Source organism: Cystobacter fuscus DSM 2262 (genome assembly GCF_000335475.2).
Classification (GTDB): Bacteria; Myxococcota; Myxococcia; order Myxococcales; family Myxococcaceae; genus Cystobacter; species Cystobacter fuscus.
In genome coordinates this window covers 18480-40014 of sequence record NZ_ANAH02000009.1, presented here as the reverse complement: position 1 = coordinate 40014, position 21535 = coordinate 18480, and the positions used below count along the sequence as shown (strand labels likewise).

Here is a 21535-nt window from a genome sequence, read left to right as displayed (position 1 = left end):
TAAACTACATCTCCGAAGAAGCACCCAACTCGAGCGCCATTAACAGTTGCCCCTGTTCGTCCTGAATCCTCCCAGAACGAATCCGACCAAAGGGAATACTGACCAGACTCTGGCTTCGACCAAATGGCCTCGACGAAAGAGAGACACTGACCGGCCGACCCGTTGCGACCGCGCGAGCTTCTACGTCCCACACGTATCCCACGAGGTGCATCTGACCATCCGCGAGCTTGTGGACTTCCACACCGCGTCCCTGCGCATCCTGCTCCCGATTGACCTTCGACTGTCCATAGAGGAAGGTCGGATGGGGGCTGATGAACCCAAAAACGCCCGCTGGCACATGATCCAAGGTGCGTTGATCTCCATCCCCTGACGAGAGTTGCCGGACCCGATGGGACTCCCGCAGTTGTTGGACCGTCCCGATACGATCGCTCGCGAAAGCAGTACCTCCAGCCGTGCTGGCCTCTGGATTTTTCGAACGCCCCCCTCCTGGCGCCATCTTGGAAACGGCCTTCGTGGCATTCGGCACGGGGCGAGCATCCCCATTCATCTCTCCCGGACGCACGATCGCAGAGCGGGAACTCTCGGGGGAGACCAGATTCGTCGGAGTGCGAACCACGTTCCCCTGGGGGCTCTGTCTTTGCCCGTCCTTCAAGAAGAAAAACCAGACCAGGAACAACACCACGAGGATACCGGCGGCATCGAGTGGCCGGCCTGTCTTCGTGGAGGCTCGAACAACCCGCTCCGACGGAGAAGGCTCCACCACCTGCCGCTGGGGAGAATCAGGTGTTTTCTCCTGCACCCCGGGTATAACGGCCTCGCTGACGGTCCGCGCGTTCACTTCCTCGACGCGCGAACTCCCACTCTCCGTCTCCCGCGCTGGAGACAACTCGGGCTGTCCACTCTTCACGTCGCCAGCAGAGGCTCGAACGGTTTCCCCAGATGAATCGGGAGTCGGCTGCTCGGAAATCGAGCTCGGCAATCCCGTGGTACGTCCTGATTTCCCATCGAAGAAACCGGGAGGCCAAAGCGGCGAGCGCGTCAGGTCGAGACGGCTCATCGCCCGTAGGTCGGCAGACTTCTTCCAGATATCCTGAAACTCCTGCTTCAGGGCACCGGGATGAGGACCATGGCGGCAAACGATATGGTTGAAGAGTTCTGGCTTTCCCGTCTTGAATGTTACCTCGTATTGCTCACCCTTCTTGACGACGTCGAACTCTCCCGGGCGGTAGGGAAGAATCTTGAAGTGGTAAAGGAGGCGTGAAACCAACAACCGATTGAGGATGCTCGACTGGAGAGTCAGAGGTCTAGGCTTAAGACCGTTCAGAACAACTGATGTACTCTTGCGGAGCCTGGCTTTGATGGCCCGGTCAAGAGACTCGGGGACCGTGAGTGACCGGTACTGCTCGGCAAGATACTCATTGGCCTCGTTCCTCGGGTTCTTGGCCTGTTCCTCGATCTCGAGCAACTTGCTTTTTAGATCGCCCAACGAGGGGTCGCTCAGGAACTCACGGAGGACGTCTTCATGGCGGAAGTCACGGAGACTGACCCGAAGCAAGTCAATGAGTCCTCCGTCTCCGCAACCAGAGATCAGATAACGTTCACTTCCGCCAAGGCTTATTTGATGAAGGGGATCTTCACGCCAGTAAGAACTCCATTGAATACCCTCGACCTTCCGCTCGAAACCGAACCCCACCGTGAGGAAAACCGCATCGAACTGACCCTCATTCAAACCGGGACTGTTCCACGTCACGAGATGCCGCGGCCCCTGACCTTCGCTGGGTACATCCACTGATTCAACATTCAGGTGGGTTCGAATCCTCGACTGCTCGGGCAACGCATCCCACTGCCGCTCGAGTTGCACCACGACATCACGAGCAGGTTCCGCGTGCCATGTGAGCAATGGCAATCCCGCCTCGCTCTGCTCCGCACCGTCTTGGGGCCAATCGTAGATATGAGGGTGCAGCCATCGGGTCATGTTCCCGCGCAAAAGCGGGAGCAGTGCCTCCTCCTTTTCCAACAGTGTGACTTCGCATCCGACTCGTGCGGCCGCCGCGGCGGCGGTCATGCCCGCGACGCCCCCACCCACGACCGCGACCTTGCTGCCTTCAGGCAGACGACCCTTGCCACGAAGTGCGTAGACGAGGTTGAGTGCTCGCACCTGCTGGGACAAGACGGTGACCCGATTTTCAAAGCATCCGACGATGAAGATGCCTCTCGTCCCAGGCACCTCCATCTGCTGGAGCACGTGGTCTTCGGAAATGGTGGGAGACATCAACAGCCTTCCTTAAAGGAAAGTCACGGCACCTGGTGAGCATACTCGGACCCCCTTGAACATGAAGCCCCCCCCTCACTCCCCGGAAAGAAGGAACCTGGACGGAGGGGCAAAGACGGACGCTGGGGATCTCGTTGGAAGAGCAACGAGCCAACTGAGGAAACGAAGTGTCCTGGGGAAGGAGAAGGCACTGACCCAGCAAGGACGTGCCAGACAACTCCCCGGTCACTCCTCACCAGTCACGGGGTCCGGACGTTGGAGGAGACCGGCCCGGTCGAGCAACTCGCGCACACGCAAGGTAAAGGCCACGTGCTCGGGATTGGTCGCGGTCATGCGCTCGGGCGAGAGAACGAGCAACCAGCCCAGGGTCCCCACCGGCTCGATGCGCACCGGCGCGGGCAGGGGCGGCACCGTGCCCAGCCGTCGCGACAGATACGTCAGCCAGCCCACCCGCACCTCCCCATTACGCTTCTCAACGAGATCCACCATCTCGGAGGAACTGGCGATGGCGAAGTCAGGGTCCCAGGCCGTAGCCAGGCTGGTGAGCACCTCGGCCAGCAGCGGGGCGCTTAATATCCGCTCCCGCAGTGGACCCTCATCGGGAGGATTGAGCACGCACATGTTCCCTGACCCAGTGGAGTAAGAACCGCAATGCAATCTAATACGGGTCCATTCACTCCCCTTCGCATTCCAGACGTGCGCGCCGAAGCCAAACTCCTCGATGACTTTCTTGCCAACATCAGTGCGGAGCCTTCCGCGCAGAAACAATTGCTCCCACTCCGCCGCATCGGGTCGGACAGGGTATCCTGGCAGCGTGCGGGGAGCGCCACGTCCCCCCCTGTACCACTGAGTGAACATCGGATCACACCGCGCCAGCATGTGAAAGAAGAGTTCCGCACGCTGGGCACACTCTAGCGGCGTCTCCTTGCGAGGCCCCCAATATCCGCCCATGTAGTACCACTCGAACATGCGTGTTCCTCACCGCGTCGCCACCATGGCCGCCACTCCTGGCCAGAACCGGTGAACGATTAGCGTGAGCGCATGGCGGTGCCAACCAACATGCCACACCGCCGCGTCCTGTCCGGCCGCGCGGCGCGCCTGGTATCCACACCGTAGACCCTCGAGTGGGGAACCGCCGACATCCCGAATCCGCACGGCGCGGGGATGGCTCGGGCCCGCGAGGAGGCGAGGCTCACCAGTGGGGCCCCCGCTTCGCCGGCCTCGCTTTGTCCATCGCCCGCAGCTCGGCGAAGCTCTGCTCGAGCGTGCGGCGGCCCAGCGTGTCGAGCATCGCCTGCTCCGCCTCGTCCGCCAGCCCATCGAAGAAGTGTTCGATGTTGGAGCTGACGAGGCAGCGGTGCGGCACGTTCGACCGCGCCGACCAGAGCTTCTTGCCATCCGTCACGCAGCAATAGATGTCGCGCAGGGTGATCTCCCCCGCCGGCCGCCCGAGCCGCACGCCGCCGCTCTTGCCCATGAAGGACTGCACGAGCCCCGCGCGCACCAGCGGCACGAGCAGCTTGCGCACGAGGCTCGGGTTGGCACCCAGCCCCTCGGCCAGCTGCGACGAGGACATCGTCGCCACGCCCTCCCGCTCGGCCAGCGCCAGGCCCAGCATCATCTGCAGCGCCGTGGGGAAGCGTAGATCCGTCATGCCCTGAATATAGCGCGCCCGTTTTTTGCAACAATGAGAAGAACACTTCCCGGTCTGAAAGTGCAACCGTCACTATTGCACATAAATGAGGGCATCTGTATCTCTCACGAGAACACTTCAGCCAACTGGAGCCCGCATGTTCTCCCAGCCCGCCTCGGATCTCCTCCAGACGCCCGTCACGCTCGGCGCGTTGCGACTACCCAATCGGGTCATCATGTCCCCCCTGACGCGCCTGCGAGCGGATGCGGAGCTCGCGCCGACGAAGCTCGTCGCGGAGTACTACGCGCAGCGCGCCAGTGCCGGGCTGATCATCTCGGAGGCGGTCGCGGTCGCGCCCTCTGGGGATGGCTACCCGGCGATTCCCGGCCTCTTCACCGCCCGGCAGGCCGAGGCCTGGCGCACCGTCGTGGAGGCGGTGCACGCGCAGGGCGGGCGGATCGCCGCCCAGTTCTCGCATAACGGCCGGGCACGGTATGCCACGGACGAGGCCCAACGGGCCGCGGGCTGGTGGGCCGTGGCCAACCCGCTCAAGCCCCACGAGCTCACGCCCGCGGAACTGGCCGCCATGGTCGAGGAGTTCGCGCGGGGGGCTCGCATGGCGCGGGCCGTCGGCTTCGACGCCGTCGAGATCCACAACGGCAATGGCTATCTGCTCGACCAGTTCCTCCGCGCGGGTGCCAACCAGCGCACGGATGCCCACGGAGGCTCGCTCGAGAACCGGACCCGGCTGGCCCTGGAGCTCGTCACGGCGGTGAGCGAGGCCATGGGGGCCGATCGCGTGGGCATCCGGCTGTCACCGAGCGCGACGGTGGACGGGGCGCCGGACCCGAGCGGTGAGGAGACCTTCGCCTATCTCCTCGAGCGGCTGGCCCCACTGGGCCTCGCGTACGTGCATGCCACGCGCACCACCGAGCAGGACCGCAGGCACGGCTCCGGCCCGGGCATCCCGCTCGAGCGCATCCGCGCCCTCTATCCGGGCAAGCTGATCGGCGCCGGCGACTTCACGCGCGAGGACGGCGAGCGCGCCGTGGCCGAGGGGACCGTGGATGCCGTGGCGTATGGGCGGCTCTTCATCGCCAATCCCGACCTGCCCGAGCGCTTCGCCCGGCGCACGGCGCTCAACGTGCCCGATCACGCCACCTTCTACACCCCCGGCCCCGCGGGCTTCACGGACTACCCGCGCCTCGCCTGACGTCCCCCAGGGGCTCACCTCGCGGAGGCCGCCTGGCCGGTCCACGGACGGGTTTCCATTCCAGCCGAAGCCACGGCGCTTGTATGCCCGCTGGGAGTGGATGCATGAAGGGTCCATGTCCAACAGCCTCGAGTTCCTGGCGGGTGGCGGGGAGATGGGCGCGCTCATGCGCGCCAAGGACTGGTCCCAGACTCCCCTCGGGCCGGTCGAGACCTGGTCCCCCGCGCTGCGCTCGGCGGTAGGCATCTGCCTGGGGTCGCGCTTTCCCATCGTCCTGTACTGGGGCCCCACGCGGGCACTCCTCTACAACGACGCCTGGAGTCCGGTGCCCGGCCAGAAGCATCCGTGGGCGCTCGGGCGTCCGGGCGCGGAGGTGTGGGCGGAGATCTGGGACATCATCGGCCCCATGTTCGACCACGTCATGAACACCGGCGAGGCGACATGGTCCGATGACCAGCTCCTGCCGCTGCACCGCTTCGGCTACACGGAGGAGTGCTACTTCTACTATTCCTACAGCCCGGTGCGCGGCGAGGACGGCCGGGTCGAGGGCATCTTCACCGCCGTCACCGAGACCACCTACCGCGTGCTCGCCGAGCGGCGCGAGCGGCTGCTGCGCGAGGTGTCCGAGCGCACGGCCCAGGCCCGCACGGCGGAGGAGTCCTGCGCATCCGCCATCGACACGCTCGCACGCACTCCCGTCGAGGCGCCCTTCTGTCTGATCTATCTCCATGACGAGCGCTCGCGCCGGGCGCGACTGGTGGGCCAGGCGAACCTCGAGTCCCGCGCGGACCTGCGCCCGGCCGAGATCGATCTCTCGGCGCCCCCGGATGGCACCACGCCCTGGCCGCTGGCGGAGGTGCTGGCCAGTGGCGCGGCGGTGAGCGTCGGGGACCTGTCCTCGCGTCTCGCCCGGCGGCTGCCGGGCACGCCCTGGCCCGAGCCCGTCGAGGAGGTGCTCGTCACCCCCATCCAGGGCGCCCGGCCGGAGGTGCCCCATGGCTTCCTCGTGACGGGCATCAGTCCGCGGCGGCGGCTGGACGCCGCGTACCGGACGCTGTTCGAGCGAGTGGCGGGCCACATCACCACGGCCATCGCCAACGCCCAGGCCTACGAGCTGGAGCGCCAGCGAGCCGAGCAGCTCGCGGAGATCGACCGCGCCAAGACGGCCTTCTTCTCCAACGCCAGCCACGAGTTCCGCACCCCGCTCACCCTCATGCTCGGGCCCCTGGAGGACATGCTCGCCACGGCGCCGCCCGGGGCCGGCCCCCTCCAGGTCGAGCGCGAGGGGCTGGAGCGGGTGCACCGCAATGGTTTGCGCCTGCTCAAGCTGGTCAACACGCTGTTGGACTTCTCGCGGCTGGAGGCGGGCCGGGTGCGCGCGGTGTTCGAGCCGGTGGACCTGGCGGCCTACACCGCCGAGCTGGCGAGCACCTTCCGCTCGGCCATGGAGCGCGCGGGGCTCACCCTCGTCGTGGACTGTCCGCCGCTGCCCGCGCCCGTCTGGGTGGACCGGGACATGTGGGAGAAGGTCGTGCTCAACCTGCTCTCCAACGCCTTCAAGTACACGTTCCAGGGAGAGGTGGCGGTGCGCCTGCGCGCGGTGGACGCGGGGGCCGAGCTGTCCGTGAGCGACACCGGCGTGGGCATCCCCGCCCGGGAGTTGTCGCGCGTCTTCGAGCGCTTCCACCGCATCGAGGGGCAGCGAGGGCGGAGCCATGAGGGCACGGGCATCGGCCTGGCGCTGGTGCAGGAGCTGATGCGGCTGCTTCACGGCGCGGTGCGCGTGGAGAGCGAGGAGGGCCGGGGCTCCACCTTCACCGTCCAGGTGCCCTTCGAGCGTCCCCAGGCCTCGCCCTCGCCCCACCCGGCCCCCGTGGTCCGCCCGACTCCGTCCAAGCACGCCGCGGCCTACGTCCAGGAGGCACTCGGCCTGTTGCCCGACCCCCCCGCGCCCGCCGTCCCGGAGGGAGCGCTGGCCGGGGCCGCGCTGGTGGCAAGGGACACGTCCCGGGAGCGGCTGGTGCTGGCGGATGACAACGCGGACATGCGCGCCTACGTGCGGCGCCTGCTCACCGACGCGGGCTACTCGGTGGAGGCCACGGCGGACGGCGTCGAGGCCCTGGCCGCCGTGCGCGCCCGTCCCCCAGCGCTCCTGCTGTCGGACGTGATGATGCCCCGGCTGGATGGCTTCGGGCTCATCAAGGCGCTGCGCGGAGATCCCTCCACCGCGGAGCTGCCCATCATCCTGCTGAGCGCCCGGGCCGGTGAGGAGTCCTCGGTGGAGGGCCTCGAGGCCGGAGCGGATGACTACCTGGTCAAGCCCTTCAGCGCCCGGGAGCTGCTCGCGCGCGTGGAGGGGGCGCTGCGCCTGGCGCGCCTGCGCCGCGAGACGAACGACACCCTGCGCCGCGCCAACGAGAGCCTCGAGGCCCGGGTCGAGCAGCGCACGCGCGAGCGCGACCGCATCTGGAACGTGAGCCCGGATCACCTGCTCATCACCGACACCCAGGGCGTCTGGCTCAGCGTGAATCCCTCGTGGCGGCGCACCCTGGGCTGGCGGGAGGAGGAGCTGGTGGGCCGCACCTCCGAGTGGATGGAGCACCCGGAGGAGCTGACCAGGACACGGGAGGAGATCGCCCGGCTGGCCTCGGGCGTGACCACCGCTCGCTACGAGAACCGCTTCCGGGACGTGCACGGCGCCTGGCACTGGTTCTCGTGGAAGGCGGTGCCCGACCAGGGGCGGATCTACTGCGTGGCGCGCGACGTGACCGAGGACAAGGCGCGTCAGGCGGAGCTCGAGCAGGCCCAGGAGGCGCTGCGCCAGAGCCAGAAGCTGGAGGCGGTGGGCAAGCTCACCGGCGGCATCGCGCACGACTTCAACAACCTGCTCACCGGGATCAGCGGCGCGCTGGAGTTGCTCAAGCTGCGCGTGGCCCGCGGGGAGTACGAGCGGGTGGACCGCTATGTCTCCGCCGCCATCGCCTCGACCCAGCGCGCCTCGGCGCTCACCCAGCGGCTACTGGCCTTCTCGCGCCGCCAGGAGCTCGACCTCAAGTCCGTGGACATGAACGCGCTGGTGGGTGGAATGGAGGATCTGCTGCTGCGCACGCTCGGCGAGCGCATCACCCTCCGGGTGCGCCCCGGCACCGGACTGTGGCGCGTGTACACCGACCCCCACCAGTTGGAGAACGCGCTGCTCAACCTGTGCATCAACGCGCGCGACGCCATGCCCGAGGGCGGCACGCTGACGATCGCGACGTCCAACGCGCACCTGGACGAGCAGTTCGCGCAGCGGGAGGAGGGGCTCGCGCCGGGCGACTACGCCGTCCTGTCGGTGACGGACACGGGGACGGGGATAGCTCCCGAGCTGCGCGAGCGCATCTTCGAGCCCTTCTTCACCACCAAGCCCAGCGGCCAGGGCACGGGGCTGGGCCTGTCGATGAGCTACGGCTTCATCAAGCAGTCCGCGGGGCACCTGGGCCTGGAGAGCGAGGTGGGCCGGGGCAGCACCTTCAAGCTCTACCTGCCGCGCCACCAGGGTGACGCCGGGAGTGACGAGGAGACCCGGGGCGACGCCACGCGAGGAGCGGGAGAGACGGTGCTCGTCGTCGAGGACGACCCGGCGGTGCGGATGCTCGTCGTCGAGGTGCTCGGGGACCTGGGCTACCGGGTGCTGGAGGCCGACCGCGCCGAGGAGGGACTGCCCCTGCTCCAGTCCTCCCAGCGCATCGATCTGCTGGTGTCGGACATCGGGCTGCCGGGAATGGACGGCCGACGGATGGCGGAACTGGCGCGCCAGCATCGGCCGAAGCTCAAGGTGCTGTTCATCACCGGCTATGCCGCGAAGGCGGCGGTGCGCGGCGAGTTCCTCGCTCCCGGCATGGACATGCTCACCAAGCCCTTCGCCCTGGACGTGCTGGCCAACAAGGTGCGCGAGATGCTCCTCGGCCCGGGGTGAGGCGCGGCACCGCCAGGCTCAGGGCCGCCTGTCGTGGACGACGCGGGGCGTCACCTTGGCGAGCAGCGCATGCCGGTCGCGGCGCAGCAGGGTCAGCTCCGAGCTGCGCTCGAAGACACGGGCCTGCTCGTCGGTGTTCCGGATGTTGACGTACAGCAGGTAGATGTCCCGGGGGATGCGCTGACAGGACTCGGAGATCCGGGCGATGACCCGCGCCATCACCTCGTCGCTGAAGGGGTTGAAGAAGAAGCACAGCAGCGGCTCGGCGGGAGGCTCCCACTCGAGCGCGTCCCCCGCCACCACGTCCAGGGAGAAGCAGCGCTGGGTGGGGCTGCGAAACACGGCGAGGTTGCGCTGGGCCACCTCGCACAAGCCCGGAGCGAACTCCACGCCGACGATGCGGCGGAAGGGATAGGCCGAGGCGAGCAGCATGGCCTTGCCCTTGCCGGCGCCGTAGTCGACGAACGTCAGGTCCTCCAAGGACAGCCCGGTGCCGCGCAGCGCCTCGTGGAAGATATCCGCCCAGATGCCCCGGTAGATGCCATTGCCGTCATGCGCCTTGTCGGCCGGCACCCCCACCTCGGTGAGCGAGGACTCGCTCGAGGTGTCCACGCCGAATCGCTCGTCGAACTCCCGCGCCAGGGCGCGCTCATGTTCCAGACGCCGCACGAAGGAACGCCGCGCCGGAGACAGGCGCCAGGCCATGGCCTCCGCCAGGCGCTCCGCCGCGCTGCGCGGGCCCTTCGTGCGCGCGAGCTCCGCGACCCCGGACATCTCCTGGTGGAACTGGCGTGCGGCATGAGAAAACCGTTCGGAGATCCGCTGCATCGACACGTGGTGCCTCCCTCTCCGTTCGAGCCCTGGCCCAGGCGCTCGTCGGAACCAGTTGACGTCGAGATTGAACGCGAGCCCCGAGATGCCGCCAAGGAAGAACGACTCGAACCCTGGGGCCACAAAACAAAACCTACGCCTTCTGCTCACCTTTGAGCAACACCCCCTCTCGTCTTCAGGACCAAAGCCAGACAAGCGGGGATCACCCCCCGAGCCTGGGAAATCGAGACTCCGCCCTGGACGGGTTCAATTTTCTTGTCTTGCTTAATGTCCCCGACCCAACGACAGAGCGGCGAGCCCGGCCTCGAACAGCCCGGCTCGCCGCTCTGGAAAGACAGATCCCGCTCACGCCGTCAGGAGCGCAGCGGGTTCACGCTCCGCGGGCACTCCCAGTAGGTGTACTCGCACGTGGTGGTCGCGGCATCACACGGCACCCGCATCACCGTGACGAGTTCACACGGGTGTTTCGGCGCCTGGGGCGCGGGACCCGCCGGAACCATGAGCGGCAGGACCGACGCCATCGCCAACAGCGCCCCCAGCACGCACAGCCTCATTCGCATGCATCCTCCTCACCGCCGAGACCCTCCCTCACGCACATGGAGCTGGGGTTCCGGTTCAGCGGCAAGGAGAGAAACTACCCCAGGGGTCTGACATCCCCCGTCCCTCCGGCCCCGGTGGAGCCTCCCCGTCGCCCCGTCCGGCGCCTCCACTTCTCCTCCGGATTCCGGACACTTGCGCGGCGCCTTCCCCGCGCGGGCGCGCACACCGCCCTACTCGTCCGGTAGGCGACATCCCCCCGCCCGCCCGCGTCCCGGGCCTACACTCCGCGCAGCAGCGCCAGGGCCCGTTGGAAGTCCTCGGGCAGTGGGGCCTCGACGCTCACCCCGGGCAGCGACAAGCGCAGCGCATGCAGGGCGTGCCGGCCCACCGCGCCCGCCGCCGGGTGCGTGCGCGTCTCGTCGGGGCCATACAGGGCGTCGGCGAGCACCGGGTGGCCCGCCTCGGCCAGTTGCACGCGAATCTGGTGCGTGCGCCCCGTCTCCAGCCGCACCTCCACCAGCGTCGCGCCCCGCAGCCGCTCGCGCACCTCGTAGGAGAGCGCCGCCCGCCGCGCCGAGCGCACCTTCGTGGTGAAGCGCCTCGGGTCCCTCGGATCCCTCCCGTAGGGCCCCTCGAGCCGCTCGCGCTCGGGTGTCTCCCCGAGCACCAGCGCCCAGTAGCGCTTGTCCACCTGCTTCTCCTGGAAGGCCCGCTCGAGCGCCGCCGCGGCCGCGTCCGTGCGCGCCAGAGCCAGGCAGCCGCTGGTGTCCCGGTCCAGGCGGTGCACCACGCCGGGCAGCGCCTGGCCCTCCACGTCGAAGGGCGGCAGCCGCGCCGCCACCAGCTCCACCACCGAGGGCACATTCCCCCCGGCGGGCTCCACGCTCAGCCCCGCCGGCTTGTTCACGACGACCCACGAAGCGTCATCGTGGAGCACCGGCAGCGCGGGTCCCTCGACGAAGCGCCTCGCCGGAGCGCGGGGCTCGGGGCGGCTGAGCTCGATCTCCTCCCCGCCCCACAGCTTGCGCGTGGGCTGACACTGCTTGCCCCGGATGCGCACGTGGCCCTGTTCGATGAGGCCTCGTGCCCGCTCCAACGACAGCCCGGGCACGTGCGCCGCGAGGAACTTGTCGAGCCGCGCACCGGCGGCGTCGCGGGGAACGGTGAGCTTTTGCAAGGACATGGGCCCTCAGCGCCTCGCCACCAGCCGCGCCTCGTGGCGCCCCTCGTCCGTCCACGCCTCGGTGTACGAGAGGATCTCCAGGCCCTGGAGCAACCCGGGCAGCTCCCCGTCCTCCAGGAGGAAGCGGGCCGAGGGGTGGGCGTGCCGCGTCAGGTTGCTCCGGGTGGGCTGGGCGAAGACGAGCAGGCCTCCCGGCGCGAGCACCTGGGGGAACGCGGAGAACAGGGGCCGCCAGAGATAGTTCAAGCAGAGCACGAGCGCGAAGGGGCCCGGCGGCAGGGGCTCCTGTTCGACGTCCAGACGCTCGAGCCCGAGCGCGAGCCCCGCCTCGCGCGCGGAGGCGGCGGCGCGCTCCAGGGCGGTATCCGAGACATCCACGCACGTGACGTCCAGGCCCCGGCGGGCGAGCCAGAGCGACTCCTGCCCCACGCCTCCCGCCACGTCGAGCGCCCGGCCCGTGCGCGGCAGCCGCTGCTCGAGCGAGCACAGGAAGGGAGAGGGCTCACGGGCCCCGGCGCCCTCCTGGTAGCGCGCGTTCCACCGCTGACGATCGGCCTCGGACATGCTCAGAACAGCGTATCGGCGAGCTTCGCCCGGGTGTCGCCCGCGAGCGCGGTGAAGCGCAGCAGGCGCTCGCCTCCGCGCCACACCTCGATGGTGCGCGGCAGCATCTCGCCCGTGGCCGCCGAGGAGTAGTCCTGGAAGCGCACGTCCCACTGCGTGCCCTTGGCGTCCTTGTGGAGCAGGCGGGCGGGACGGAAGTTGTCCTTGAACACCCAGAACTGGGGCTTGCCCTCGCCCTGCGTGCCCAGCACGTACACCACCTCGCCACCGAAGCGGGCCAGCGACGTGGTGCGCGGCTCGATGCCCAGTCCGCTCAAGTATGCCTCGAGCGCCTCGCGGCCGTCCTGCACCGAGCCCCGGCGCTCCGCCAGCAGCGCGCACACCTGCTGCACCGCCTCGGTGAGCGCGGGAATCTCCGTGCCCTCCACGCGCTTGCGGCCCCCGGAGGACACCGAGGCCACCGTGTTGCCCTCGGCCACCTTCGCCTCGAAGCGGCAGCGGTCCGGCACGCGCAGGTACACCGTGCCGTCCGCCTCCAGCTCCGGGCGATCCGTGGGCAGGCCCAGCGCCCCACCCGCCTCCTTCACCCCGGCGCCATAGAAGTGCACCGAGCCATCCGCCTTGATCGAGGAGAAGGACAGCTCATGGCGCGCGCCCACCATGCGGCGCATGATCGAGCCGCCGGGCAGCACATAGGCTCCGGCGCTCAGCGCCGTCAGGAGGCCGAGAAGAAGGACGGGCCGCTTCATGGCGAGGGCACGCGTGCGGCGGAGGGGCTGTGTCGTCGCGGACGGGGTGGGCATGGGGGCGGCGAATGTAGTGGTGGCCCTCCCCTCCATCAAGGCAGTAAGGAGAACGGCATGTGGCACCGTCCAACACTCCTGCTGGCCCTCCTGCTGTCCCTGTCCGCCGCGGCCCAGGAAGACGCCGAGCCGCCTGCCCCCGCCGTCTCCCCCAGGGCCGAGGACCTGCGAAACCTGACGAGCGCGCGTTCGCTGGGCATGGGAGGGGCCTGGCGGGCGCTGGGCATGGGGGGGGACTCGGGCACGGGCAACCCGGCCGCCGTCGCCGCCTTCCGCACCTACCGCGCCGAGCTGACGGGTGGCTGGGACTGGGTGGGCAAGGACGCCTTCGGCTCGGTCTCCGTCGCCGACGCCACCAATCCGCTCGCCGGCGGGGTGACCCAGCAGCTCATCACGCTCGGCAAGGGCAGCGAGCGCGCCACCGCCCACCTCAACACCGTCGCCCTGGCGCTGCCCCTGGGCGAGGTCTTCATGCTGGGCGTCGCCTCGCGCTACCTCGTCATGCGCGGCGCCCGTCAGGCCAATGCCTTCACGGGCGACGCCGGCCTGCTGCTGCGCCTGGGGCTCTTCTCCCTGGGCGTGTCCGCGCACAACCTCATCGACACGAAGAACCCCGAGCTCACCCGCTACTACTCGGCCCACGCCGCGGTGCTCGCCGGCATGCTCACGCTCGCGGCCGACGCGCGCGCGGACTTCACGACGAACGCGAGCACCACGTTCACCTATAGCGGCGGCCTGGAGTACGTCCTCGGGGAGAACTTCCCCATCCGCGCGGGCTACACGTGGGACGGCTTCACCCGCGCCTCGCAGTTGGGTGTGGGCCTCGGCCTGATCACCCCCGGAGGCGGCTTCGACGTGGCCTACCACCAGGACCTCGGCGGCGAGCGCGGACGGAGCGTGGCCCTCACCTTCAAGGTGCAGGTGCAATAGCCCCGGCCCGTCGGCGGGGAACGAGCGACATCGCGACAAGAATCAACGACTTCTGGCCAAACATCCGGCGGCCACTCCGGGTGTCTTGGCGGGAAGTGGGCGCTCATGCATCTTCGCGCCATGCACGTCGTGGCCATCGTCGCGCTGGACGGAGTCGTCCCGTTTGATCTGTCGATCCCCACGGGGGTGTTCCAACACGTGCGGCTTCCTGGAGGCCGGGCGGGTTACGAGGTCCGGGTCTGTGGGGTGACGTCCGAGGTGAACGCCGGAGCCTTCACCCTGCGGACGCGCTGGGGCCTGGAGGAGCTGGCGCGAGCGGACACCGTCATCCTTCCCGGCATCCGGGATGTGAGCGCCCCCATCCCGGAGGAACTCGTGCGGGCGGTGCGCGCGGCGGCGGCCTCGGGGACACGCGTGGCGTCCATCTGCTCCGGGGCCTTCCTGCTCGCCGCGACCGGGCTGCTCGATGGACGGCGCGCCACGACCCATTGGCTGGCGACGGACGAGCTGGCGCGCCGCCATCCGGAGATCCACATCGACCCGGATGTCTTGTATGTCGATGAGGGTCAATTCTTGACGTCGGCGGGCGCCGCGGCGGGGCTGGATCTCTGTCTGCACATGGTGCGGCTCGACCACGGCGCCGCGGTGGCGGCGGATGCGGCCCGGCTCTCGGTGATGCCGCTCGAGCGCGACGGAGGACAGTCACAGTTCATCCTGCACGCACCGCCCGCCCCGGATGGCTCGTCGCTCGAGCCGCTGCTGCGCTGGCTCGACGAGAACCTCCACGAGCCGCTCACGCTCGAGGACATCGCGCGTCACGCGGCGCTGAGCGTGCGCACGCTCAACCGCCGCTTCCGCGAACAGATGGGCACCACCCCCCTGCAGTGGATCCTCCGCGCCCGCGTGCGCCGCGCGCAGCAACTGCTCGAGACGACGGGACACTCCGTGGAGGCCATCGCGGAGCGGGTCGGCTTTGGCTCGGCGACCGCCTTTCGTGAGCACTTCCAGCGCTTCGTCACCACGAGCCCCCAGGCCTACCGCCGCGCGTTCCGCTCCGCCCCTCCCGCCAGCCACTGAGCCAGGAAGGAGGAGGGACGGGCCTCGGGCGACGTGTGGCGTCCCTGGTGCCTCCGCCTCGGGCAAACCTCACGAGGTTCCACGGCGTCTTCGCTCCAGGCGCGCAAGTGCGGCCATTTCTGCTCCCCCACGCAGGAGAGGAGGAGGCGAGCGTGGCGCCCCATGCAGCGGCCAGCAAGCAACCGCTGAAGGAGAGGAGGCCGCGAGTGGACTGGGCGGGGTTGCTCAGGAGGACGTTCGACTTCGACATGTTCGTCTGCGTGAGGTGTGGAGGCAGGCGGCGGGTCTTGGCATACGTGAAGCAAGCCGCAGGGGTGCGAGCGCTTTTGGAGCACCTGGGATTGCCTGCGGCAGGTGCGAGCCTGGCCCCGGCGCGAGAGCCACCCGTAGGTTCTATCGAACCCGCCGTTCGCGAGCGGATAGGAGATGAAGCCGAGCTCCTCGCTGGCGCCGCACTCCGAGCGAGCGCGCGCATAACGATAGCAGGTGCCATATCCCGAGCGGTTCAGGTCGACGCAGACGCCTCGCGCACCCTCGACGCCACAGAACTCGGCATAGCTGGCGGTGCAGGCCTCTCCGATGCGCGCGGAGTCGAAGAGGTCGCCGATGGGCTCCATGACGGACTGCTGGATGCACACTCCATAGACGCCGCACACCGTACCGGTGGGGCAACCCGGATCGGCGGCCATGAAGTCGCATGTGGCGAGGCATTGCCGCCCTCCATCATAGACGCCGGAGCAGGCGTAGCCCGGGGCGCAGTCCGTCGAGGCGAGCTGCGCCTCGCTGTCCGCCGGCGTGTACGTACACGCCTCCCCTCGCGTCTTGGCTCCGAGTGACTTCTCGACGCCCCGACGGTCTGCCGTGGGGAGACCTTGAGCGCGAGGAAGAGCGAGCCCGACTCGGCGAAGAAGGTCTTCTTCGTCGGCCCATCGACATCCTGTTCGCCATAAACGCACTGCTCGCACGTGAACAGGTTGGCTCCGCCGTTGGGTTGGGGTCAGTGGAGGACGTTCTGATCGACGTCCAGGAGGGTCGTGCCGCGAGTGGCCAGACGGCGCCCCGCGTTGACGATCTGCCCCACCCACTCCGGAGCGACGGCCGCGCGGACGAGACAGCCGGCACAGTCGGCGAACGGCAGCGGGAGGAGTGGATCGATGCGCGCTCTCGGGCCCGCGACGTAGTTCGAGGTGGCGGGTGCATCGCGCAGCCCCGCCGGCCGCACGATCACCCATTCCAAACGGCTTTGCCTCAGGGCGCGCTCGGCGATGGCCTTGTCGTTGATCGCCTGCGCGAAGACGCGGCGCAGGACACGGATGACCCAGCGGTTCCACGGGGAGAGTTCCGATCCGTCGCTGAGCGTGATGCCGCTCTGGAGGACGAAACGGCTCACGCCGGCGCGTTCGCAGGCGGCGATCATGTTCGCGACGCCCTCGGACATGATCGTTCCCGGCGCGAGGTTCCTGGTGGGACCGATACAACTGATGACGGCCTCCACGTCGCTCAGGGCGTTGGTGAGGCTCTCCTCGTCGAGCACGTCTCCTCGACGGACCGAGAGGCCAGGGGCCGGCGGGATCCTCTCGGGATAGCGGGCCACCGCCACGACCTCGTGACCCCGCGCGAGTGCCAGTTCGACCACCTTCCGGCCTGTTCCGCCCGTGGCGCCGACGACCGCGATTCTCATGACCCTGGCTCCTTGGCGTCGCGCCGCGACGCGCCCCGGGTGATGATCTGGATGGAGGTCCGAAGCCGCACGAGATACGCCTCGCGTGAGGTGACGGACGATTTGATTCCATTGGCCGCGTCGAAGAGGTGCTCGGCGAGTTGCAGTGCCGTCACGCCGGTGTCCTTCCACGAAGCGGCGACGCCCGCGCGCACGAGAATCCCGGCGAGGAGTTCGACGAAGCCCCGCTCCAGGTTGGCGACGCGCGAACCCGAGGTCTGCCGTGCGACCTCGATCAATTCATTCCTGTGCTCGCGCGATGAGAGGTCGAGCGTTTCGCCCTGGAGTTCCTGGAAGACGCGAAGCAGTTGCTCCTCCACGTCGAGGTCGCGCTGGTCCGCGATGCGGCGTGCCGCGTCGAGCGTTCGCGTGATGAGGTGTTCCAGCGCAGCCTCGAAGAGCTGCTCCTTGGTCGCGAAGTAGAGGTAGAGCCCCTGGCGTGAAAGCCCCGCGGCCCGGGCGAGGTCGTCCATGGATGTCTTCCTGAAGCCATAGCGCAGGAAGACGTTGAGCACGGCCGCCGCGATGGCTTCCGGTTGTGTCGAACGGGCCTTGGGTTTCCGGGTGTCCACTCAGCCCACCTCGTCTTCACGGGGGAACAGCGAGAACCTCACACCGGTCAATCGCTCGCTCTCGCTCCAGAGCTGGCGTGCGACGGCGGGATTCTTCGCCCGCCGCGGAAGATAGGCTTCACCCGGCGGGCCCCGCATCTCGAAGAGCCCCGTGGGGCCCCAGTAGGAGCCATTGCGCGCGGCCGGATCGATAGCGGCCCGGAGCGTCGACAAGGCCCCCTCGGCGGGCGTCGACGCGAGAAGGGGGTTGTAGACCCGCTGGAAGAAGCTGGCGTTGCGCTGCAGCTCGGTCGCGCTCCCTCCAGGATGGGCCGCGGTGGCGATCACGGACGCGCCCGCCGCATCGAGACGGCGCGCGAGTTCCAGCGCGAACATCAAGTTGGCGAGCTTGCTCTGTGTATAGGCGATCCACGCGCGGTACTTCCGGCGCTCGAACTGGAGATCCTCCAGGTCGATGTGTCCGAAGTTAGCGCCCGCGCTGGAAAGGACGACGACACGCGACCGCGGGGTCTTCAGCAGCAAGGGCATCAGCCGTCCCGTGAGCGCGAAATGTCCGAGGTGGTTCGTGCCGAACTGGAGCTCGAATCCCTGCTGCGTCCGCGAAAACGGCGGCACCATGACGCCCGCGTTGTTGATGAGCAGATCGAGCCGCTCGTGCTTCTCGCGAAATGCGCGCTCGAACGTGGCCACGGAGTCCAGATCGGCGAGATCCAACCCGGCGAGCGAGACGTCCGCGGCGGGTGATTCCTGGCGGATGCGCTCCACCGCGCGCTCGCCCTTCCGCGTGTCACGGCAGGCGAGAACGACCTTCGCGCCCTTGCCGGCGAGCATCCGTGCGGTCTCGAACCCGAGTCCCGTGTTCGCGCCCGTGACCAGCACCGTCCTTCCCGTCTGGGTGGGAACTTCCGACAAGCTCCATCCCGTACTTGGCTTCGCGCTCATATGGTCAACTTGACAAAGTGTGCCCACTTCGTCAAGTTGACCACGAATGACTCCTTCGAGACCCTCCCGTAGAGGGAGAAGACGAGCGAGCGCGGCGCCAGGAAAGGTGTCCAGGAAGGGTGTCAGACGATTCGTAGGAGACGAGGTGTCGGAGTCGGGTAGACCGGGGCAGTTGCCCACCCCGGCCCCCCACAGATCCGGACGTGCAGAATTCCCGCATCCGGCTCCTCGGCTCATGGTTTCGCCGCGAGCACTATCCGAGGACGTTGTGTTGAGACGGTTGTAGGGCTCGGTGTCCCCTCCGTCTTTCCCTCCCCCGGTTCCATGTTCCGCTGCCCCCTTCCCTCCACGGGGTCCGCTCGCTGCGTTCCCCCGCTTCATCGGTACTACGAGGCACTCCGACTCCCTGACGACCTTCCCGCCCGGCTTCGTTGCCTTCGCCGGCGCGGTACCACCGCCACCCGTCTTTCGCTCCCGTGGAGGTCGGGCGCCCATCCTCCGCGGACCAGGGTTGTTCACCGGCTTCCCCAACCGGCCACTCAACGTGGAGCCGTCAGGGCTTTGGCTCGGCGACCGCCTTTCGTGAGCACTTCCAGCGCTTCGTCACCACGAGCCCCCAGGCCTACCGCCGCGCGTTCCGCTCCGCCCCTCCCGCCAGCCACTGAGCCAGGAAGGAGGAGGGACGGGCCTCGGGCGACGTGTGGCGTCCCTGGTGCCTCCGCCTCGGGCAAACCTCACGAGGTTCCACGGCGTCTTCGCTCCAGGCGCGCGACTGCGGCCATTTCTGTTCCCCCAAGCAGGTGCGGAGCCGGAGCCGGAGGAGGAGCGCCCGTCAATGGCCGTGACGGTGGAGGAGCCGAAGAAGGAGCGCACGCCACGATTGGACTGGGCCGGGCTGCTACGCAGGACGTTCGCGCTGGACGTGTTCGCCTGCGCGAGCTGTGGAGGCAGGCGCCAGGTGCTGGCGTACCTGACGGCACCCGGTGGGGTGCGCGCGATTTTGGAGCACATGGAACTACCTACGCGGCCTGCAAAGCGGGCCTCGGCGCAGGGGCCAGCGCAGCTCGCGTGGTGTTGAGCGCCAGGCCGCAGTTGCCCACAGGCCCAAGCCCACTGCCTCGCCCCTAAGGGGAGCGCGGCCTGAGCAGGCGTGTACCCAAAGGGGGCTACGCGGCCTCTGCACTGGCCTGGCGCAGTGCTCGGGCGGCCTCCGTCAGCGGCCCTTCTCGGCCCCTCTGCACCAGCCCTCACCCTCAACACGGCCTCTATCCCTCCTATCCGCCGGATGGAGGGCGGCGCCTGGCGCGTGCGGGTGCCGCGCTTCGGCTGGTCCTTCGTCGTGGAGGATCTCTCCATCGCGCGGGATGTGTTGCAGAACGCGCTGAGCACCGCGCTGCTCGGGGAGAAGCCCAAGGGCCTCTATGACTTCCGCCACGAGGGCGAGGAGTATGTCCGGGCGTGGGATCCGCTCGGCGCGCGGCGCGAGGTCCGCGGTGGCGCGCGGCGGCCCCCACCCCCCGAGGTGCTCGAGCAGGTGGGCGAGGAATTGACGTCGCGCGCCCTGGGCGGCCGGCAGCCGGCCCTGGTGTACGACGCCGAGGCGATGCGCGAATGGCTGGAGCTCGCCCAGCGCCGGCCCCCTCCCTCGCTGTTGCTCGTCGGAGGCACGGGCACGGGCAAGACGAGCCACGTGTCGATGCTGGCGCGGCGGATCGCCGAGCGGCGGCGCGAGGACAAGACGGTGCGCCTGCCCGACATCTGGCGCACCAGCGCCGAGCGGATTGTGGCCGGCATGGTGTACCTGGGCATGTGGCAGGAGCGCTGCCTGAATCTCATCGACGCGCTGTCGCACGAGGAGGACTACCTCTTCGTGGATCGGCTCACGTCCCTGCTCGCGCCCCAGCCGGATGGCTCGTCGATTGGAGATCTGCTCCTGCCGGCCGCGATGAGCGGGGAGCTCTCCCTCATCGCCGAGTGCACCGAGGCCGAGCTCGAGCGCTGCCAGCGGCGCTTCCCGGAGGCGCTGCGGCCCTTCCGCGTCCTGCGCATCGAGCAGCCCCCGGCCGCGCGGATGCCCGAGCTCATGCAGCGCTACCAATCCGTGCGGCGCAGCCGGGTGAGCATCCATCCCGTGGGGCTGCGGCAACTCGTGGCCCACCTGGACACGTTCCAACGCGACAGCCTGTTTCCGGGCAAGGCGTTCCGCTTCCTCGACTGGCTGGAGCAGCAGGGCGAGCGCGGCCAGTCCCGGACGCTCTATCCGCGCGATGCCTCCGAGGCCTATGCGCGCTACTCAGGCCTGCCGCTCCAGCTCATCAGCGACGAGGTCCCCGCCGAGCGCCACACGCTCGCGGCGCAGCTCCAGAAGGGCGTCATCGGCCAGGAGCGGGCGTGTGAGCTGGCCGCCGGAGTGCTCGCGCGGTTCAAGGCCGGGCTGAATGATCCGGACAAGCCCGTGGGCACGCTGCTCTTCGCCGGGCCCACGGGGGTGGGGAAGACGGAGCTGTCCAAGCAACTGGCGCGCACGCTCTTCGGCGACGAGCAGCGGATGATCCGCCTGGACATGTCCGAGTACATGTTGCCCGGCTCGGCCCAGAGGTTGATGGAGGTGGGCCCGGGCATCACCAGCCTCGCCGAGCGGGTGCGGCAACAGCCCCTGTCGCTCGTCCTCTTCGACGAGCTGGAGAAGGCACATCCGGAGGTCTTCGATCTGCTCCTGGGCATCCTGGGGGAGGGGAGACTGACGGATGGGCTGGGGCGCCTGGTGGACTTCCGGATGACGGTGGTGTGCATGACGAGCAATCTCGGCGTCTCGCACTCGGAGCCGGCGGGGTTCGGAGCGGAGCGGGGCGCGGAGGACTTCACGCGGGCCATCCGTCAGGCCTTCCGGCCGGAGCTGTTCAACCGGATCGACCACATCATCCCGTTCCGCCGCCTGACGGAGGCGGACGTGCTGCGCATCGTGGACCTGGAGCTGGAGAAGGCGGCGTCGCGGGCGGGGCTGTCGCGACGCGGGCTGAAGCTGGTGGTGGAGCCGGACGCGCGGGCGTGGCTGGCCCGGCACGGGTACGAGCCCCAACTGGGGGCCCGGCCCTTGAAGCGGCTCATCGAGGCGAAGGTCATGGCACCCATCGCCGTGCGGCTCGCGGCCCATCCGGAGCTGGAGGGTGTGTTGCTGCCCGTGGTCGTGGCCGGCAGCGCGGCCGAACGCGGATTGCGGCCCGAGTACCGCGCCCTCGCCACGCTCCTCGACCAACCCGTCGCTTATTGAGCTGACGTCTGCAGCTGAGCCGACCC

General features: G+C 68.8%; 17 protein-coding genes. 6 read left to right on the top strand and 11 right to left on the bottom strand.

The window, feature by feature from the left end; genetic code table 11:
- Positions 1-4 precede the first annotated feature (4 nt).
- The 3 genes from D187_RS52395 to D187_RS16465 form a co-directional block, all read right to left on the bottom strand.
- Entirely contained in the window at positions 5-2272 is a 2268-nt protein-coding gene (locus D187_RS52395; protein ID WP_076606177.1) for an FAD-dependent oxidoreductase, read from the bottom strand.
- A gap of 225 nt (positions 2273-2497) precedes the next feature.
- Positions 2498-3223 (bottom strand): Imm52 family immunity protein, encoded by a 726-nt coding sequence (locus tag D187_RS59230; RefSeq protein WP_368665046.1) that lies wholly within the window; start codon positions 3221-3223, stop codon positions 2498-2500.
- Positions 3224-3464: 241 nt separating this feature from the next.
- Positions 3465-3926 carry an Rrf2 family transcriptional regulator gene (locus D187_RS16465; RefSeq protein WP_002629197.1) on the bottom strand — a complete coding sequence of 154 codons (462 nt, stop codon included), beginning with the start codon at positions 3924-3926 and terminating at the stop codon, positions 3465-3467.
- 136 nt (positions 3927-4062) lie between these two features.
- Here D187_RS16465 and D187_RS16460 point away from each other — a divergent pair, with 136 nt between their 5' ends.
- Complete coding sequence (locus D187_RS16460; RefSeq protein ID WP_002629198.1) at positions 4063-5118, top strand: alkene reductase; 1056 nt, start codon at positions 4063-4065, stop codon at positions 5116-5118.
- Between the two features lie 115 nt (positions 5119-5233).
- The gene (locus D187_RS16455; protein ID WP_002629200.1) at positions 5234-9076 is read left to right on the top strand and encodes an ATP-binding protein; all 3843 of its coding nucleotides are present in this window, start codon (positions 5234-5236) and stop codon (positions 9074-9076) included.
- An 18-nt stretch (positions 9077-9094) separates the two neighbouring features.
- On the opposite strand, the gene D187_RS16450 is transcribed toward D187_RS16455, so the two are convergent.
- The 5 genes from D187_RS16450 to D187_RS16430 form a co-directional block, all read right to left on the bottom strand.
- Entirely contained in the window at positions 9095-9910 is an 816-nt protein-coding gene (locus D187_RS16450; protein WP_002629201.1) for a class I SAM-dependent methyltransferase, read from the bottom strand.
- Positions 9911-10260: 350 nt separating this feature from the next.
- Positions 10261-10467 carry a hypothetical protein gene (locus D187_RS16445; protein WP_155893393.1) on the bottom strand — a complete coding sequence of 69 codons (207 nt, stop codon included), beginning with the start codon at positions 10465-10467 and terminating at the stop codon, positions 10261-10263.
- Positions 10468-10724: 257 nt separating this feature from the next.
- On the bottom strand, positions 10725-11630 hold the full coding sequence (locus tag D187_RS16440) for an RluA family pseudouridine synthase (RefSeq protein ID WP_002629203.1): 906 nt from the start codon (positions 11628-11630) through the stop codon (positions 10725-10727).
- 6 nt (positions 11631-11636) lie between these two features.
- Positions 11637-12194 carry a class I SAM-dependent methyltransferase gene (locus D187_RS16435; protein WP_002629204.1) on the bottom strand — a complete coding sequence of 186 codons (558 nt, stop codon included), beginning with the start codon at positions 12192-12194 and terminating at the stop codon, positions 11637-11639.
- Between the two features lie 2 nt (positions 12195-12196).
- A complete protein-coding gene (locus tag D187_RS16430; RefSeq protein ID WP_002629205.1) occupies positions 12197-12943 on the bottom strand; it encodes a hypothetical protein in 747 nt (248 codons plus the stop codon).
- 111 nt (positions 12944-13054) lie between these two features.
- Between D187_RS16430 and D187_RS16425 the strand changes: the two genes are divergently transcribed.
- Together D187_RS16425 and D187_RS16420 are read left to right on the top strand one after the other, a co-directional pair.
- Positions 13055-13927 (top strand): PorV/PorQ family protein, encoded by an 873-nt coding sequence (locus D187_RS16425; protein ID WP_002629206.1) that lies wholly within the window; start codon positions 13055-13057, stop codon positions 13925-13927.
- Positions 13928-14032: 105 nt separating this feature from the next.
- Positions 14033-15004, top strand: a complete 972-nt coding sequence (locus D187_RS16420; RefSeq protein WP_002629207.1) for a GlxA family transcriptional regulator — start codon at positions 14033-14035, stop codon at positions 15002-15004.
- 997 nt (positions 15005-16001) lie between these two features.
- Here D187_RS16420 and D187_RS16410 read toward each other — a convergent pair.
- From D187_RS16410 to D187_RS16400, 3 genes are read right to left on the bottom strand one after another with little or no spacing between them, the layout of a single operon-like run.
- Complete coding sequence (locus tag D187_RS16410; protein WP_002629209.1) at positions 16002-16685, bottom strand: NAD(P)-dependent oxidoreductase; 684 nt, start codon at positions 16683-16685, stop codon at positions 16002-16004.
- Positions 16682-17296, bottom strand: a complete 615-nt coding sequence (locus tag D187_RS49980) for a TetR/AcrR family transcriptional regulator (RefSeq protein WP_002629210.1) — start codon at positions 17294-17296, stop codon at positions 16682-16684. Before D187_RS49980 ends, D187_RS16410 begins: the two co-directional genes overlap by 4 nt.
- Positions 17297-18208, bottom strand: coding sequence for an oxidoreductase (locus D187_RS16400; protein WP_245591737.1), 912 nt, complete (start codon positions 18206-18208; stop codon positions 17297-17299).
- 865 nt (positions 18209-19073) lie between these two features.
- On the opposite strand from D187_RS16400, the gene D187_RS55180 reads away from it, so the two are divergent.
- Together D187_RS55180 and D187_RS16390 are read left to right on the top strand one after the other, a co-directional pair.
- Entirely contained in the window at positions 19074-19316 is a 243-nt protein-coding gene (locus D187_RS55180) for a hypothetical protein (protein ID WP_002632572.1), read from the top strand.
- Between the two features lie 228 nt (positions 19317-19544).
- On the top strand, positions 19545-21509 hold the full coding sequence (locus tag D187_RS16390) for an AAA family ATPase (RefSeq protein ID WP_245591736.1): 1965 nt from the start codon (positions 19545-19547) through the stop codon (positions 21507-21509).
- Positions 21510-21535 lie beyond the last annotated feature (26 nt).

Bases quoted from the DNA above. Each gene is read 5' to 3' on its own strand.
- D187_RS52395 (WP_076606177.1), bottom strand. From the start codon at position 2,272: ATGTCTCCCACCATTTCCGAAGACCACGTGCTCCAGCAGATGGAGGTG.
- D187_RS59230 (WP_368665046.1), bottom strand. From the start codon at position 3,223: ATGGGCGGATATTGGGGGCCTCGCAAGGAGACGCCGCTAGAGTGTGCC.
- D187_RS16465 (WP_002629197.1), bottom strand. From the start codon at position 3,926: ATGACGGATCTACGCTTCCCCACGGCGCTGCAGATGATGCTGGGCCTG.
- D187_RS16460 (WP_002629198.1), top strand. From the start codon at position 4,063: ATGTTCTCCCAGCCCGCCTCGGATCTCCTCCAGACGCCCGTCACGCTC.
- D187_RS16455 (WP_002629200.1), top strand. From the start codon at position 5,234: ATGTCCAACAGCCTCGAGTTCCTGGCGGGTGGCGGGGAGATGGGCGCG.
- D187_RS16445 (WP_155893393.1), bottom strand. From the start codon at position 10,467: ATGCGAATGAGGCTGTGCGTGCTGGGGGCGCTGTTGGCGATGGCGTCG.
- D187_RS16440 (WP_002629203.1), bottom strand. From the start codon at position 11,630: ATGTCCTTGCAAAAGCTCACCGTTCCCCGCGACGCCGCCGGTGCGCGG.
- D187_RS16435 (WP_002629204.1), bottom strand. From the start codon at position 12,194: ATGTCCGAGGCCGATCGTCAGCGGTGGAACGCGCGCTACCAGGAGGGC.
- D187_RS16430 (WP_002629205.1), bottom strand. From the start codon at position 12,943: ATGAAGCGGCCCGTCCTTCTTCTCGGCCTCCTGACGGCGCTGAGCGCC.
- D187_RS16425 (WP_002629206.1), top strand. From the start codon at position 13,055: ATGTGGCACCGTCCAACACTCCTGCTGGCCCTCCTGCTGTCCCTGTCC.
- D187_RS16420 (WP_002629207.1), top strand. From the start codon at position 14,033: ATGCATCTTCGCGCCATGCACGTCGTGGCCATCGTCGCGCTGGACGGA.
- D187_RS16410 (WP_002629209.1), bottom strand. From the start codon at position 16,685: ATGAGAATCGCGGTCGTCGGCGCCACGGGCGGAACAGGCCGGAAGGTG.
- D187_RS55180 (WP_002632572.1), top strand. From the start codon at position 19,074: ATGGCCGTGACGGTGGAGGAGCCGAAGAAGGAGCGCACGCCACGATTG.